Source organism: Kitasatospora sp. NPDC092286 (assembly GCF_044755565.1).
Taxonomy (GTDB): domain Bacteria; phylum Actinomycetota; class Actinomycetes; order Streptomycetales; family Streptomycetaceae; genus Kitasatospora.
Genome location: NZ_JBIVRD010000003.1, coordinates 144,013 through 157,216 on the forward strand (window position 1 = coordinate 144,013; position 13,204 = coordinate 157,216).

The window sequence follows — 13,204 nt, forward strand, 5'->3', positions numbered from 1 at the left end:
CGGGCGGAACGCGGCCTAGCGTCGAGGAAGCAGTTCCGGCAGGCCCCTCCACCACTCGGGAGCACCCGCATGGCCCGCGTCGTCTGGCACGTCCCGGTCACCGTCACCGGACGCACCACCGTCCTCCGCCTCTTCCGCCTGCGCGACGGCCGCCGCCGCGCGGTCGGCTTCAGCTCCGCCGAGGCGCCGGCCGCCCTCCTCTGGCCGGCCCGGTCCGCCACCGAACCCGGTGAACCGGCCCTGCGCGGGCTGACCACCCCGCTCGGCGTCGACACGCTGGTGCTCGACCCCCGACTGGTGGCGCCGCCGGTCGCCGGCACCGCCGCCCGTCCGACACCCGCCGCGGCCGCACAGCTCCAGCACCGGTGACGGCTCTCCAGCTGCTCCCCGGAGACCGGCAGCCCGAACGGGCCAGGACACTGCATGCCCTGGCCCGGATCCGCTTCGGCCCGGTGCCGCTCGACTTCGACCGGCTCGCCGCCGAGTTCCCCGCCGTCCAGAGCGGTCTCGCCCTCGCCGGCGAGGCCGACCTGGAGCTCCGTCTCGCCTGCACCGGCCCCGAGGAGTTACGCGCCATCTCCACCGCGCTGCTCCGCGCGGGCGCCGCACGCGTCAGGATCGACCTCGTCCTGCGCGCGCTGGCGCCCGCCGCGCCCGCGCTGCGGTCACTGCCCGCGCCCGCCCGGAGCCGCTGACCGGGGAACCCGGTCCGCCCGCCGCCCCCGAGGGTGCGACGGGCGGACCGGCCCGGGGCCGCTCAGCCGGACTCGCGGGCGAGGGCGGCGACGGCGGTGAGCAGCAGGGCGGAGCCGGCCAGGAGCGCGGGGGTCACCTCCTCGTCGAAGAGGGCGGTCGCGATCAGCGCCGCCGTGGCGGGTTCGAGCAGGACGAGGACCGAGGCGGTGGCGCCGGGGACGACGGTGAGACCGGCGAAGTACCAGCGGTAGGCGAGCAGGGTCGGCACCGTGCCGAGGAAGAGCAGGGCGCCGGCCGTCAGGGCGAGGTCGCCCGCGGTGGGCAGGACACCGGCGGCCGCGGCCGCCGGCAGCAGGCAGAGCGTGCCGGTCGCGAACGCGCCCGCCGTGGCCCCCGTCGAGCCGCCGCCGCGCGCCCAGAGGGTCAGTCCGCTCTGCACCGCGCCCGCCAGCACGGCAAGCGCGACACCGAGCACCGGGCGCGGGCCGGCCGCCGGGGCGGCGACCAGCAGCGCCAGCCCGGCCAGTGCCAGGGCGATCGCGGACACCGCCCGCACGGTGAGGCGCTCGCCGAGCAGCAGATGGGCGCCCAGGCTGGTCAGGACGGGCCCCGCGCCGATGGTGATCAGGGTGCCCAGCCCGAGGCCCGCGTACTGCACCGAGCCGAAGTAGGCGGCCTGGCTGACGGCCAGCCCGAGCCCGGTGAGGACGGCGACCCCGCGCCGGCCGGGCGTGGCGCGGCGCCGGCCGGACGGCAGGAGGGTCAGACAGGCGGCGGCAACGGCCAGGCGCCAGAAGCAGACGGACACCGGGCCCAGTCCGCTGGTGCGCAGCAGCAGCGCCGCCACCGCTCCGCCCACGCCCCAGGCGACCGCGGCGGCCGAGATGGACAACAGGCCGCGCCGGAACGGCACGGCGGTGTGCGAGGTCATGCGTCGGTTCTCCACGATGAGATGCCGGATGAGGTCCGCGGGTGGTGCGGGCGGCAGCTATCGACCCGGTGGCGGCAGGGCCGCCGGGCAGGGAGTCGTGGAGTGTGCCGCCCGCTATCGGACGGGCGGCGGCAGGATCACAGGACGCATACGGGTCAGGGTACGCGGCCGGGCCGTCGACGACGGCCCGGGCCCGGGCCGCCCGCGGCCTTCTCATCGTTCGCTTGCGCAACGTACGGTCGGGCCGGGACATGGTGGAGGTCGGCCTCCGCCCCCGGGCGGAGGAGAGCAGCGGCGTGGACCACCTGACATACGACGAGGTCAAGGCGGCCGGGGAGCGGATCGCGGGCCGGGTACGGCCGGTGGCGGTGGCGCCGGGGGACGACGGCGGACGGGTCTGGCTGGCGCTGGAGTTCCTGCAGCACACCGGGAGCTTCAAGGCGCGCGGGGCGCAGAACTTCCTGCTGGCGCACGCCGAGGCGGGCGGCCTGCCGGCGGCCGGGGTGACCATCGCGTCGGGCGGGAACGCGGGGCTGGCCTGCGCCTGGGCGGCGCGTGAACTCGGCGTGCGGGCCACGGTGTTCCTGCCGGAGACGGCACCGGCGGTGAAGCTGGCCCGGCTGCGCTCGTACGGTGCCGAGGTGCGGCTCGCGGGCTCCGAGTACGCGGAGGCGCTGGCCGCCTGCGCGGAGTTCGCGGCGGAGAGCGGCGCGCTGGCCTCGCACGCGTACGACCACCCGCTGATCGCGGCCGGGGCGGGCACCGTCCTGGAGGAGATCCGGGCCCAACTGCCGGGCCTGGACACGGTGGTGGTGTCGGTGGGTGGCGGCGGGCTGTTCGCGGGCGTGGCGGCCGCCGCCCGGGAGCACGGCGTCCGGGTGGTGGCGGTGGAGCCGGAGCGCAGCCGGGCGTTGAACGCGGCGCTGGCGGCGGGTCACCCGGTGGACGTCACGGTGGATTCGGTCGCCGCCGACGCGCTGGGGGCCCGCCGGGCCACCGCGCTCGCCGTGCACGCCGCCCAGCACGACGGTGTGCGTTCGGTGCTGGTCCCGGACACCGCCATCGTCCGGGCCCGGCAGGAGCTGTGGGACGAGCGCCGGATCGCGGTGGAGTACGCGGCCGCCACCGCCCTCGCCGCCGTGGAGGCGGGGGAGGCCGCGGAGGGCGAGCGGGTCGCCGTGCTGCTCTGCGGCGCCAACACCGACCCGTCGGACCTGGCGGCAACCCGCTAGCGGGCGGAGGAAGTTCGTACCCGCCCGCCCCTGGAAGGCGCCGCATCACCATGCGGCGCCTTCCATTTCCATAAGCGCGTCGGCCGTTCACAATGCCACCCTCGGGGGCATTCTCAATTCCCGCTCAAATCCCCGGACCTACTGATCGGTCACGTAACGAGTCCGCGACCGCACCACCCCCTACCAGCGCGTATATCCAGAAAAGTACGTAAACATTCAGTAACGGAATCTGTGCAGGCGCCTCTGCATGCGCCTACTGTGTGGCAACTCTCCTTGCTCCGACCACCGGGGCCCCCACACACAGAGAGACGACGAATGGTTTCCCTCAACCAGCTGTCCTCACCGGGCACGGGCACCGGCTCCGATTCCCCCACCGGAGCCCCCAGTCCCTCCCACCGCTCGTTGCGCCGCGAGGTCGGCCTGATCGGCCTGCTATGGGCTTCGGTCGGCTCCATCATCGGCTCCGGCTGGCTGTTCGGCGCCAAGAACGCCGTCGTGGTGGCGGGCCCGGCGGCTGTCGTCTCCTGGGGCATCGGCGCGGTCGCGATCGTCCTGCTCGCGCTGGTGCACGCCGAGCTCGGCGGGCTCTTCCCGGTCTCCGGCGGCACCGCGCGCTACCCGCACTACGCCTTCGGCGGCCTGGCCGGCATGTCGTTCGGCTGGTTCACCTGGCTGCAGGCCGCGACGGTGGCGCCGATCGAGGTCGAGGCGATGATCGGCTACGCCGGGCACTGGGAGATCGCGCGGAGCCTGCTCAACGACAACGGCACGCTCACCGCGAGCGGTTTCGTGGTGGCGACCTTCCTGATGGCGATCTTCGTCGCCGTCAACTTCCTCGGTGTGCGGGTGCTGGCCCACACCAACAGCGTCGCGACCTGGCTGAAGATCTTCGTCCCGCTGTTCGCCATCTTCGTGCTCGCCGTGACCAACTTCCACGGCTCCAACTTCACCTCGCACGGCTTCGCGCCGTTCGGCGTCAAGGGCGTGCTGGCCGCGATCAGCTCCAGCGGTGTGATCTTCGCCCTGCTCGGCTTCGAGCAGGCGATCCAGATCTCCGGTGAGAGCCGCAACCCCAAGCGCGACATCCCCCGCGCGGTGCTCGGCTCGGTGGCCGTCGGCACCCTGATCTACACCCTGCTCCAGGTCGTCTTCATCGGCGCGCTGCCCGCCACCTCCTTCGCGGGCGGCTGGGGCAACCTCGACTTCCCCGGCATCGAGGGCCCGTTCGCCGGCCTCGCCACCCTGATCGGCCTCGGCTGGCTCGCCTGGGTGCTCTACTTCGACGCCATCGTCTCCCCCGGCGGCACCGGCCTGATCTACACCACCTCGACCTCCCGGATCTCGCTCGGCCTGAGCAAGAACGGCTACGCGCCGCAGCTCTTCGAGCGGCTGGACAAGCGCGGGGTGCCGTGGTTCGGGCTGATCACCTCCTTCGTCACCGGGGTGATCTGCTTCCTGCCCTTCCCCAGCTGGCAGGAGCTGGTCGGCTTCATCACCTCCGCCAGCGTGCTGATGTACGCCGGTGCCCCGCTGGCCTTCGGCGCGCTGCGGCGCCGGCTGCCCGAGCGTGAGCGCTCCTACCGGCTGCCGCTGGGCGGGCTGATCTCCCCGGCCGCGTTCGTGGTCTCCAGCCTGATCATCTACTGGTCCGGCTGGCACACCCTGTCCCGCCTGGGCGTCGCGATCCTGATCGGCTACGCCCTGCTCGGCGGCTACGCCGCGTACGCGATCCGCAAGGGCCTGCCGAACGCGCCCAGGCTGGAGTGGCGCGCCGCCCAGTGGCTGCCGGTCTACCTGGTCGGCCTCGGGATCATCTCCTGGCAGGGCGGCTTCGGCGACGGCCTGGGCAACCTGCCGATGTGGTGGGACATCGCCGTGGTCGCCGTCTTCTCGCTCGTGGTCTACTTCTGGGCGATCCGGGTCGCCCTGCCCACCGACGCGATCGAGCGCAACATCGAGGACGTCGAGGTGGTCGACGAGGGCGGCCACTGACCCTCCGCGCCACCCGCGTGTGGGCCCGCCGATCCGGCGGGCCCACACGTCGTCCGAGGCACGTCCGACGGCTCCCGCCCTACAGCTTCAGCACCGCCCGCAGCGCCGCCGCCACGGCCGCCTCCGGATCGTCCACGGCCCCCTCCGAGCGCCAGGCGACGAAGCCGTCCGGGCGGACCAGCACCGCGCCGTCCCGCCGGACACCGTGCAGCTCGGCGAAGTCCGCGCCCGGCTCGGGCGCCAGGTCGTCCTCCGCGCCGGTGCCGATCCGGTAGCCGTCCAGCGGCACGGCCAGCCGGTCGGCGGCCCGCCGGGCGCCCTCCTGCCAGGCCGTCCCCTCGGGGCCGGTGAGCAGCACCATCGTCTGCTCGTACAGGTCCAGGGTGGAGAGCCGGACCCCGGCCCGCAGCAGCCACTGGTGCGGCGCCCGGCTGCCGGGCTCGCCCGCCGACTCGAACCGCTCCGGCACCACCGCACCGGCCGGGTCCGCCCCCGCCACCGCGCCCACCGGGTAGCGGTAGCCGAGCGCCACCGCCAGCACCCCGGCCTGCCGGCCGGCCCCCGGGACCACCGAGTACCCGGGGTGGCTGTGCTCGGCGGACCGGGCCGAGGCCCGCGCGCTGGTGACCTCGGCGACCGGGCGGCGCTCCTGACCGTACGTCTCCAGCAGCTCCGGGCCGGCCCAGCCGCAGAGCACCGCGGCCAGCTTCCAGGCCAGGTTGTGCGCGTCCTGGATGCCGGTGTTGGAGCCGAACGCGCCGGTCGGCGACATCTCGTGCGCCGAGTCCCCGGCCAGGAAGACCCGCCCGCCGGAGTAGCGCTCCGCCACCCGCTCCGCCGCGTGCCAGGGCGCCCGGCCGGTCACCTCCACGTCCAGGTCCGGCATACCGATGGCGGCCCGGATGTGCCGCACGCACCGCTCGTCGGTGAACGCCTCCAGCGGCTCGCCGTCCTCGGGGTGCCAGGGCGCGTGGAAGACCCACTCCTCCTGGTTGTCCACCGGCAGCAGCGCGCCGTCGGCCGTCGGGTTGGTCAGGTAGCAGGCGATGAAGTGGCGGTCGCCCACCACCTCGGCCAGCCGCTTGGCCCGGAAGGTGATGCTGACGTTGTGGAACAGCTCGCCCTTGCCGGTCTGGCCGATGCCCAGCCGCTCCCGGACCGGGCTGCGCGGACCGTCCGCCGCCAGCAGGTACCGCGCCAGCACCCGCCGCTCCTCGCCGGTCTCCCGGCTGCGCAGCAGCGCCGTCACCCCGTCGGCGTCCTGTTCGAAGGAGACCAGCTCGGTGCTGAAGCGGACGTCCCCGCCCAGCTCGCGGGCCGACCGCAGCAGCACCGGCTCCAGGTCGTTCTGGCTGCACAGGCACCACGAGCTGGGGCTGAACCGGGCCAGCCGGCCGCCGGGGTCGATCTCCCGGAACAGCCACTCCTGCTCCTCACCGGTCAGCGAGGGGGCCTGCAGGATGCCGTGGTTCGCGGCGAGCACCGAGGCCGCCTCACGGATCGCCGGCTCGATGCCGGCCACCCGGTAGAGCTCCATCGTGCGGACGTTGTTGCCTCGGCCACGCGGGTGATGCGAGGTGTCCGCGTGCTTCTCGACCAACAGGTGTCTGACACCCAGTCGGCCCAGGAAGAGGGAGGCCGACAGCCCGACCAGCGAGCCGCCGACGATCAGGACCGGCACCCGGTCGTCAACTTTCGGATTCATCAGTTGCTCCAGCCTGTAAGGGGATCCGCGGCACCGCCGCGGTGGCCCATGCCGCCCTCCGCGGGGCCGGCGTGGACGGCCCCCGTCCTTCCATCCCCCGCGCCGACGGCCTTCTGCCGCCCCTTCGCCCGGATGGCCCGCATATCTCGCGCCGTCCGTGGGCTCCGCGCACGATCGACCTCAGGCCTGGCGCCGACCGCCCGGGCCGAACGCCTCCGCCCGCCGCACCGCCCGCCGTCCCACCCGAGATCCCCGCCGGACGCCGCCCACCGCGGCCCGCGGCGAGCGGCCCAGAGCAGAAAGTGGATCATGACGACTCTGTCAGAACCTCAGGCGCGGCAGCACGCCGACTCCGACACCCGGCTCCGGGTGGTGCTGATGCTGGAGATCCAGGACGGCGCCCAGCAACGCTTCCTCGACGTCTACGAGAACCTCCGCCACCAGGTGGCCTCGGTCCCCGGCCACGTCAGCGACCAGCTCTGCCAGTCGATCAACGACCCGCGGCAGTGGCTCATCACCAGCGAGTGGCGGGACCAGGAGACCTTCCTGAAGTGGGTGGAAAGCCCGGCGCACCGCGAGATGGTCAAGCCGATGCACGGCTGCGTCAGCGACACCTTCCGCTCGATGCGCTACACCATCCTCCGGGAGACCTCCGTGGCCGGGGCCACCGGCACCGCCCGCCCCGTCGAGGTGCCGCCCGGCCTGCCGCGCACCACGCCCGCCGGACACGTCGGCCCGCCGAAGGCCGACCCCGGCCCGGACGGCGTCGTCCGGCACGCCCTCACCTTCACCGTCAAGCCCGGCAGCGAACACGAGGTGGCCCGGATCCTGTCCGGCTACACCTCGCCCAAGGCCGAGGTGGACGAGACCACCCGGCTGCGCCGCACCTCGCTGTTCATGCACGGCAACCGGGTGGTCCGGGCCGTCGAGGTGATCGGCAACCTCGGCGACGCGCTGCGCCATGTCGCGATGCAGCCCGAGGTGCGGAGCGTCGAGGCGGAGCTCAACCCCCATCTGGAGGAGGCCCGCCAGCTCGGTGACCCGCAGTCCGCGCGCGCCTTCTTCGCCCGCGCCGCGCTGCCCGCCGGACACCAGGCGGTCGCCGGCTCCCCCACCGCCGGCCGGCTGCACCGGCACGCCGTGCTCTACCCGGTGAAGCCCGGCAGCGGGCAGGAGGTCGCCGACCTGCTCTCGGCGTACGACGACGAGGCCACCGCCGACCCGACCGGGCCGGTCGTGACCGGCACCGTCTTCCACCGGGACGACACCGTGGTCCGCCTGGTGGACCTCCGGGTGCCCGCCGAGGCCGACCCGGCGGCGGCGCTCGGCGTGGCGGGCGAGCGCGAGGCCGCCGCCCTCGGCCGGCTGCTCGACCTCGGCCCCGGGGGCGACCTGCGCACCGTCGCCGGGCTCAGCCGCTTCCTCGCCGCCCGGGCCATGAGCCCGGTCACCGACCGCAGCTCGCAGGACAGCTGACCAACCACCCGATCCCAGCCCAGCCCCGGAGGAAGAAACCATGTCCACGCAGTACCCACGGATCGTGCACGTCGACGAGGCGCCGGAGAACCGTCGGCGCGGAGGCGATCTGCGCGCCATGCTCACCCCGACCACCTGCGGCGCCACCAGCGGGTTCATGGGCCTGGCCATCGTGCAGCCCGGCGAGCGGATCGGCGAGCACTACCACCCGTACTCCGAGGAGTTCGTGTTCGTGGTCTCCGGCGACCTGGAGGTGGACCTGGACGGCGTCACCCGCACGCTCAAGCCCGACCACGGCCTGATGATCCCGCTCAACATGCGCCACCGCTTCCGCAACGTCGGCGACACCGAGGCCCGGATGGTCTTCCACCTCGGCCCGCTGGCACCGCGCCCGGAACTCGGCCACGTCGACACCGAGGAGACCGCGACGTCCGGCCCGCCGGAACACGCCAAGGCGGCTTCGTGACCAGGCGTGTCGCCGTCACCGGAATCGGCGTGGTCGCACCCGGAGGCGTGGGCGTGCCGGCCTTCTGGCGGCTGCTCACCTCCGGCCGGACGGCGACCCGGGGCATCACGCTCTTCGACCCCGCCGGATTCCGTTCCCGGATCGCCGCCGAGTGCGACTTCGACCCGGCGGCCCACAGGCTGAGCCAACATGACGTCCAACGAGCCGACCGCTACGTGCAGTTCGCGATGGTGGCGGCGGACGAGGCGATCGCCGACGCGGGCCTGGACCTGGCCGCCGAGGACCCGTGGCGGATCGGCGTCTCGCTCGGCACCGCCGTCGGCGGCACCACCCGGCTGGAGCACGACTACGCCCTGGTCAGCGCCGGCGGCGCGCGCTGGGACGTCGACCACCTGCGGGCCGAGCCCCAGCTGCACCGGGCCTTCGCGCCCAGCACCCTCGCCTCGACCGTCGCCGAACGGGTCGGCGCCCACGGCCCGGTGCAGACGGTCTCCACCGGCTGCACCTCGGGGCTGGACGCGATCGGCTACGCCTTCCAGGCGGTCGAGGAGGGGCGCACCGACATCTGCGTCGCCGGCGCCTCCGACTCGCCGATCTCCCCGATCACCGTCGCCTGTTTCGACGCCATCAAGGCCACCAGCGAGCGCAACGACGACCCGGAGCACGCCTCCCGCCCCTTCGACGCCCACCGGGACGGCTTCGTGCTCGGCGAGGGCGGCGCCGTCCTGGTGCTGGAGGAGCTGGAGCACGCCCGCCGTCGCGGCGCCCGGATCTACGGCGAGATCGGCGGCTTCGCCACCTTCGGCAACGCCTACCACATGACCGGCCTCACCCAGGAGGGGCTGGAGATGTCCCGGGCGATCGACGACGCCCTCGACCACGCCCGGGTGGACCGCACCGGCGTCGACTACGTCAACGCGCACGGCTCGGGCACCAAGCAGAACGACCGGCACGAGACGGCGGCCGTCAAACGTTCCCTCGGCGGGCACGCGTACAAGACGCCGATGAGCTCGATCAAGTCGATGGTCGGGCACTCGCTCGGCGCGATCGGCGCGATCGAGCTGGTCGCCTGCACCCTCGCGCTGGCCCACGGCGTGGTACCGCCGACCGCCAACTACGAGACTCCGGACCCGGAGTGCGACCTCGACTACGTACCGCGCACGGCGCGGGAGCTGCCACTCCGTCACATCCTGTCGGTCGGCAGCGGATTCGGCGGATTCCAGTCCGCCGTTGTGCTCAACAGAACGGGGTGAGATCCATGACGTCACGTCAACAGGGCCGCCGGTCAGCGGTCACCGGCCTGGGCGTGGTGGCGCCGAACGGCGTGGGGGCCGACGCCTTCTGGAAGGCCACCAGGCAGGGCGTGAGCGTCCTCGACCGGATTTCCCGCGAGGGCTGCGCGGATCTTCCGCTGCGCGTCGCGGGCCAGGTGCGGGACTTCGACCCGCAGGCCGTGATCGACGGCCGCTACCTCGTACAGACCGACCGCTTCACGCACTACGCGATGGCGGCCGCCGACCTCGCTGTGGCGGACGCCGGGTTCAGCCCCGACCCCAAGGATCCGTTCACGGTCGGCGTGGTGACCGCGGCCGGCTCGGGCGGCGGCGAGTTCGGCCAGCGCGAACTCCAGCAACTCTGGGGTCAGGGGCCGAAGTTCGTCGGCCCCTACCAGTCCATCGCCTGGTTCTACGCGGCCAGCACCGGCCAGATCTCGATCCGCGGCGGCTACAAGGGCCCCTGCGGGGTGGTCGCCAGCGACGAGGCCGGCGGCCTGGACGCGCTCGCGCACGCCGCCCGCGCGATCGAGCGCGGCACCGACGCGGTGGTGGTCGGCGCCGCCGAGGCCCCGCTGGCGCCGTACTCGATGGTCTGCCAGCTCGGCTACCCCGAACTCAGCCTCGCCGAGCACCCGGACCGGGCCTATCTGCCGTTCTCCCCCGCCGCCAACGGCTTCGCCCCCGCCGAGGGCGGCGCGATGCTGCTGCTGGAGGACGAGGAGGCCGCCCGCCGGCGCGGCGCCACCGTCCGTGCCCTGCTGGTGGGACACGGCGCCACGTTCACCGGCGCCTCCCGCTGGGAGGATTCCCGCGAGGGTCTGGCCAACGCCATCCGGATAGCGATGAACGACGCGCGGATCGCCGCGGAGGAGATCGACGTGGTCTTCGCCGACGCCCTCGGTGTCCCGGCCGCCGACCGAGCCGAGGCCCTCGCCCTGGCCGACGCCCTCGGCCCGTACGCCGAACGCGTCCCGGTGACAGCACCCAAGACCGGCACCGGACGCGCCTACTGCGGCGCGCCGATGCTGGACACGGCCGCCGCCGTCCTCGCGATGGAGGACGGCGTCCTGCCGCCCACCCCCAACGTCACCGAGGTCTGCCATGAGCTCGCCCTGGTGACCGGCCATGCCCGACCGGCCGAACTGCGCACCGCGCTGGTGCTCAGCCGCGGGCTGATGGGCTCCAACGCCGCGCTGGTGCTCCGGCGCGGCCGGCTGGACTGACCGGGCCCGACCGTTCCCCCGGTCCGGCTCGGCTCGGCTCCCGATCGCCTGTCGGCCCGCCTGTTGATCCGTCTGTTGATCCGCTCTTGTTTTGAAGGGACATCCCGTGAACAACACCCTCAGCTATCCCGAACTGGCCGCCCTGATCCAGGCCCGGGCCGGCGTCGTGGTCAACCCGCTCGACCTGGAGCGCCCGGGCGCGAGCTTCGACCAGTTCGGCGTGGACTCCCTCGGTCTGCTCGGCGTGGTCGGCGAGCTGGAGAACCGGCACGGACTCAAGGTCGCGTCCGGCGCGGAGTCGTCCAAGACCCCGGCCGAGTTCGTGGAACTGGTCAACGCCTCGCTCTCCACCACGGCAGGTGCCTGAGATGCCCGGACACACGGACAACGAGATCGTCATCGCCGCGCCGCTCGACCTGGTCTGGGAGATCACCAACGACCTGGAGAACTGGCCGCAGCTGTTCAGCGAGTACGCCTCGGTCGAGGTGCTGGAGCGGGAGGGCGACAGCGTGCGCTTCCGGCTCACCATGCACCCCGACGAGAACGGCCAGGTCTGGAGCTGGGTCTCCGAGCGCACCACCGACCGGGCCTCGCTCGCGGTGCGCGCCCGCCGGGTCGAGCCCGGGCCGTTCGAGTTCATGGACATCCGCTGGGAGTACGCGGAGGTCCCGGCCGGCACCCGGATGCGCTGGATCCAGGACTTCGCGATGAAGCCCACCGCGCCGGTCGACGACAAGGGCATGGTCAACCACATCAACCGCAACTCGCGGGTCCAGATGCAGCTGATCCGCGAGAAGGTCGAGAAGCAGGCCGGGGAGGTGTGAACGGGATGCACCGCGCACTGATCGTCGCCCGGATGAAGCCGGACGCGGCCCAGGGCATCGCCGACGTGTTCGCCGAGTCGGACCGGGGCGAACTGCCGCACCTGATCGGCGTCACCGGCCGCAGCCTGTTCCAGTTCGGCGACGTCTACCTGCACCTGATCGAGGCCGACCGCCCGCCCGGCCCGGCCGTCGCCAAGGTGATCGGCCACCCGGAGTTCCGGCAGGTCAGCGACCGTCTCACGGCCTACGTGCAGGCGTACGACCCGGCCACCTGGCGGGAGCCCAAGGACGCCATGGCGCGTGAGTTCTACCGCTGGGAGCGCGGCGGGCCCAACTGACCTGCCCCGCCCTCCGTGGAACCGCCCCCGGCCCGCGCCGGGGGCGGTCCACAAGACCGAGGAGAAGACGCCGCACAGCGGCGCGCACACCGGCGGTGGCGACCTGGCGCTGCCCGGCGGCGGGCTCGCCTCCCCGCCACGGCCACCGCCTCCCGCACCGGCCCCGGCGACGGCACCCGGAGCGGCGCACCCGACATTGATGCCGAAGGAGTGGAGTGATGGCCGGTCCCGTCCCTGGTACGTCCCGGCTGCTGCGCACGGGTATGGGCGCGATGGCGGCCGGTCTGCTGCTGATCTACAACTCGGTCGGCGCGAAGCCCTCGTCCGGACCGGTGCTGGGCCTGGCCGCTCCCCCGGCCGCCATCGGGGCCGCCGGGGCCGGTCCGGGTTCGGCCGCCGCACCGGGGGCGCCGGCGCTGAAGCCGGCCATTCCGACCCGGCTGCGGATCCCGCAGATCGCCGTGGACGCGCCGTTCACCGAGCTCACCCTGGACGCGGCCGGCCAGCTCAACGCGCCGCCCCTGGACGACAAGAACCTGGTCGGCTGGTACCGGGACGGCGCCACCCCCGGCGAGCGCGGCAGCGCGGTGGTGGCCGGGCACGTGGACACCGCCAAGGGTCCGTCGGTGTTCCTGCTGCTCAGCCTGCTGCTGCCGGGCAACAGGGTCGAGGTGACGCGCGCGGACGGCACGGTCGCCGTCTTCTCGGTGGACTCCGTGGAGACCTTCGCCAAGAACGCCTTCCCCGACCAGAAGGTGTACGGGAACACGCCGGACGCGCAGCTGCGGCTGATCACCTGCGGCGGTACGTACGACCGCACGCGCCACGACTACCTGGACAACGTGGTGGTCTTCGCGCACCTGGAGTCCTCGCACAGGGCCTGACGGGCGCGCTGACACGGGGCTCGGCTCCTGGTCCGGTGTACGGCTGGACGCGCGGCCCGGGCTGCGGGACCCGGCCATGGCGGCGGGGGGGGGCGGCCCCCCCCCCCCGCGGCGGGGCCCCCCCGGGGGCGGGCCCGGCGGCGCCCCCCCCCCGCCCCCG

Annotated in this window: 14 protein-coding genes; 12 read left to right on the forward strand and 2 right to left on the reverse strand. The window is 73.8% G+C overall.

What is annotated here, in order from left to right:
* Positions 1-69 precede the first annotated feature (69 nt).
* Both ACIQIB_RS05155 and ACIQIB_RS05160 read left to right on the forward strand, forming a co-directional pair.
* Positions 70-369, forward strand: a complete 300-nt coding sequence (locus ACIQIB_RS05155) for a hypothetical protein (RefSeq protein ID WP_400756768.1) — start codon at positions 70-72, stop codon at positions 367-369.
* Positions 366-695, forward strand: coding sequence for a hypothetical protein (locus ACIQIB_RS05160; protein ID WP_363614540.1), 330 nt, complete (start codon positions 366-368; stop codon positions 693-695). Before ACIQIB_RS05155 ends, ACIQIB_RS05160 begins: the two co-directional genes overlap by 4 nt.
* Positions 696-757: 62 nt before the next feature.
* Here ACIQIB_RS05160 and ACIQIB_RS05165 read toward each other — a convergent pair whose 3' ends face one another.
* Positions 758-1,627 carry an EamA family transporter gene (locus tag ACIQIB_RS05165; RefSeq protein ID WP_400756770.1) on the reverse strand — a complete coding sequence of 290 codons (870 nt, stop codon included), beginning with the start codon at positions 1,625-1,627 and terminating at the stop codon, positions 758-760.
* Between the two features lie 251 nt (positions 1,628-1,878).
* Here ACIQIB_RS05165 and ACIQIB_RS05170 point away from each other — a divergent pair, with 251 nt between their 5' ends.
* Together ACIQIB_RS05170 and ACIQIB_RS05175 are read left to right on the forward strand one after the other, a co-directional pair.
* Positions 1,879-2,859 (forward strand): serine/threonine dehydratase, encoded by a 981-nt coding sequence (locus tag ACIQIB_RS05170; RefSeq protein WP_400756898.1) that lies wholly within the window; start codon positions 1,879-1,881, stop codon positions 2,857-2,859.
* Positions 2,860-3,174: 315 nt separating this feature from the next.
* Complete coding sequence (locus tag ACIQIB_RS05175; RefSeq protein ID WP_400651382.1) at positions 3,175-4,851, forward strand: APC family permease; 1,677 nt, start codon at positions 3,175-3,177, stop codon at positions 4,849-4,851.
* Positions 4,852-4,930: 79 nt separating this feature from the next.
* Here the strand turns inward: ACIQIB_RS05175 and ACIQIB_RS05180 are convergent, their stop codons facing one another.
* A complete protein-coding gene (locus ACIQIB_RS05180) occupies positions 4,931-6,556 on the reverse strand; it encodes an FAD-dependent monooxygenase (RefSeq protein ID WP_363614534.1) in 1,626 nt (541 codons plus the stop codon).
* A gap of 309 nt (positions 6,557-6,865) precedes the next feature.
* Here ACIQIB_RS05180 and ACIQIB_RS05185 point away from each other — a divergent pair, with 309 nt between their 5' ends.
* From ACIQIB_RS05185 to ACIQIB_RS05220, 8 genes are all read left to right on the forward strand, one after another.
* A complete protein-coding gene (locus ACIQIB_RS05185) occupies positions 6,866-8,032 on the forward strand; it encodes a SchA/CurD-like domain-containing protein (RefSeq protein WP_400651378.1) in 1,167 nt (388 codons plus the stop codon).
* A 40-nt stretch (positions 8,033-8,072) separates the two neighbouring features.
* Positions 8,073-8,498 carry a cupin domain-containing protein gene (locus tag ACIQIB_RS05190; protein WP_363614530.1) on the forward strand — a complete coding sequence of 142 codons (426 nt, stop codon included), beginning with the start codon at positions 8,073-8,075 and terminating at the stop codon, positions 8,496-8,498.
* Entirely contained in the window at positions 8,495-9,751 is a 1,257-nt protein-coding gene (locus ACIQIB_RS05195; protein ID WP_400756773.1) for a beta-ketoacyl-[acyl-carrier-protein] synthase family protein, read from the forward strand. The genes ACIQIB_RS05190 and ACIQIB_RS05195 overlap by 4 nt, the downstream gene beginning before the upstream one ends.
* 5 nt (positions 9,752-9,756) lie before the next feature.
* A complete protein-coding gene (locus ACIQIB_RS05200) occupies positions 9,757-10,998 on the forward strand; it encodes a beta-ketoacyl synthase N-terminal-like domain-containing protein (protein WP_363614526.1) in 1,242 nt (413 codons plus the stop codon).
* Between the two features lie 106 nt (positions 10,999-11,104).
* Entirely contained in the window at positions 11,105-11,365 is a 261-nt protein-coding gene (locus ACIQIB_RS05205; RefSeq protein WP_363614524.1) for an acyl carrier protein, read from the forward strand.
* A 1-nt stretch (position 11,366) separates the two neighbouring features.
* Complete coding sequence (locus ACIQIB_RS05210) at positions 11,367-11,822, forward strand: SRPBCC family protein (RefSeq protein ID WP_363614522.1); 456 nt, start codon at positions 11,367-11,369, stop codon at positions 11,820-11,822.
* Positions 11,823-11,827: 5 nt separating this feature from the next.
* Positions 11,828-12,160, forward strand: coding sequence for a TcmI family type II polyketide cyclase (locus ACIQIB_RS05215; protein WP_363614520.1), 333 nt, complete (start codon positions 11,828-11,830; stop codon positions 12,158-12,160).
* 218 nt (positions 12,161-12,378) lie between these two features.
* Complete coding sequence (locus tag ACIQIB_RS05220) at positions 12,379-13,044, forward strand: class F sortase (protein WP_400756776.1); 666 nt, start codon at positions 12,379-12,381, stop codon at positions 13,042-13,044.
* The last annotated feature ends 160 nt before the right edge of the window (positions 13,045-13,204 follow it).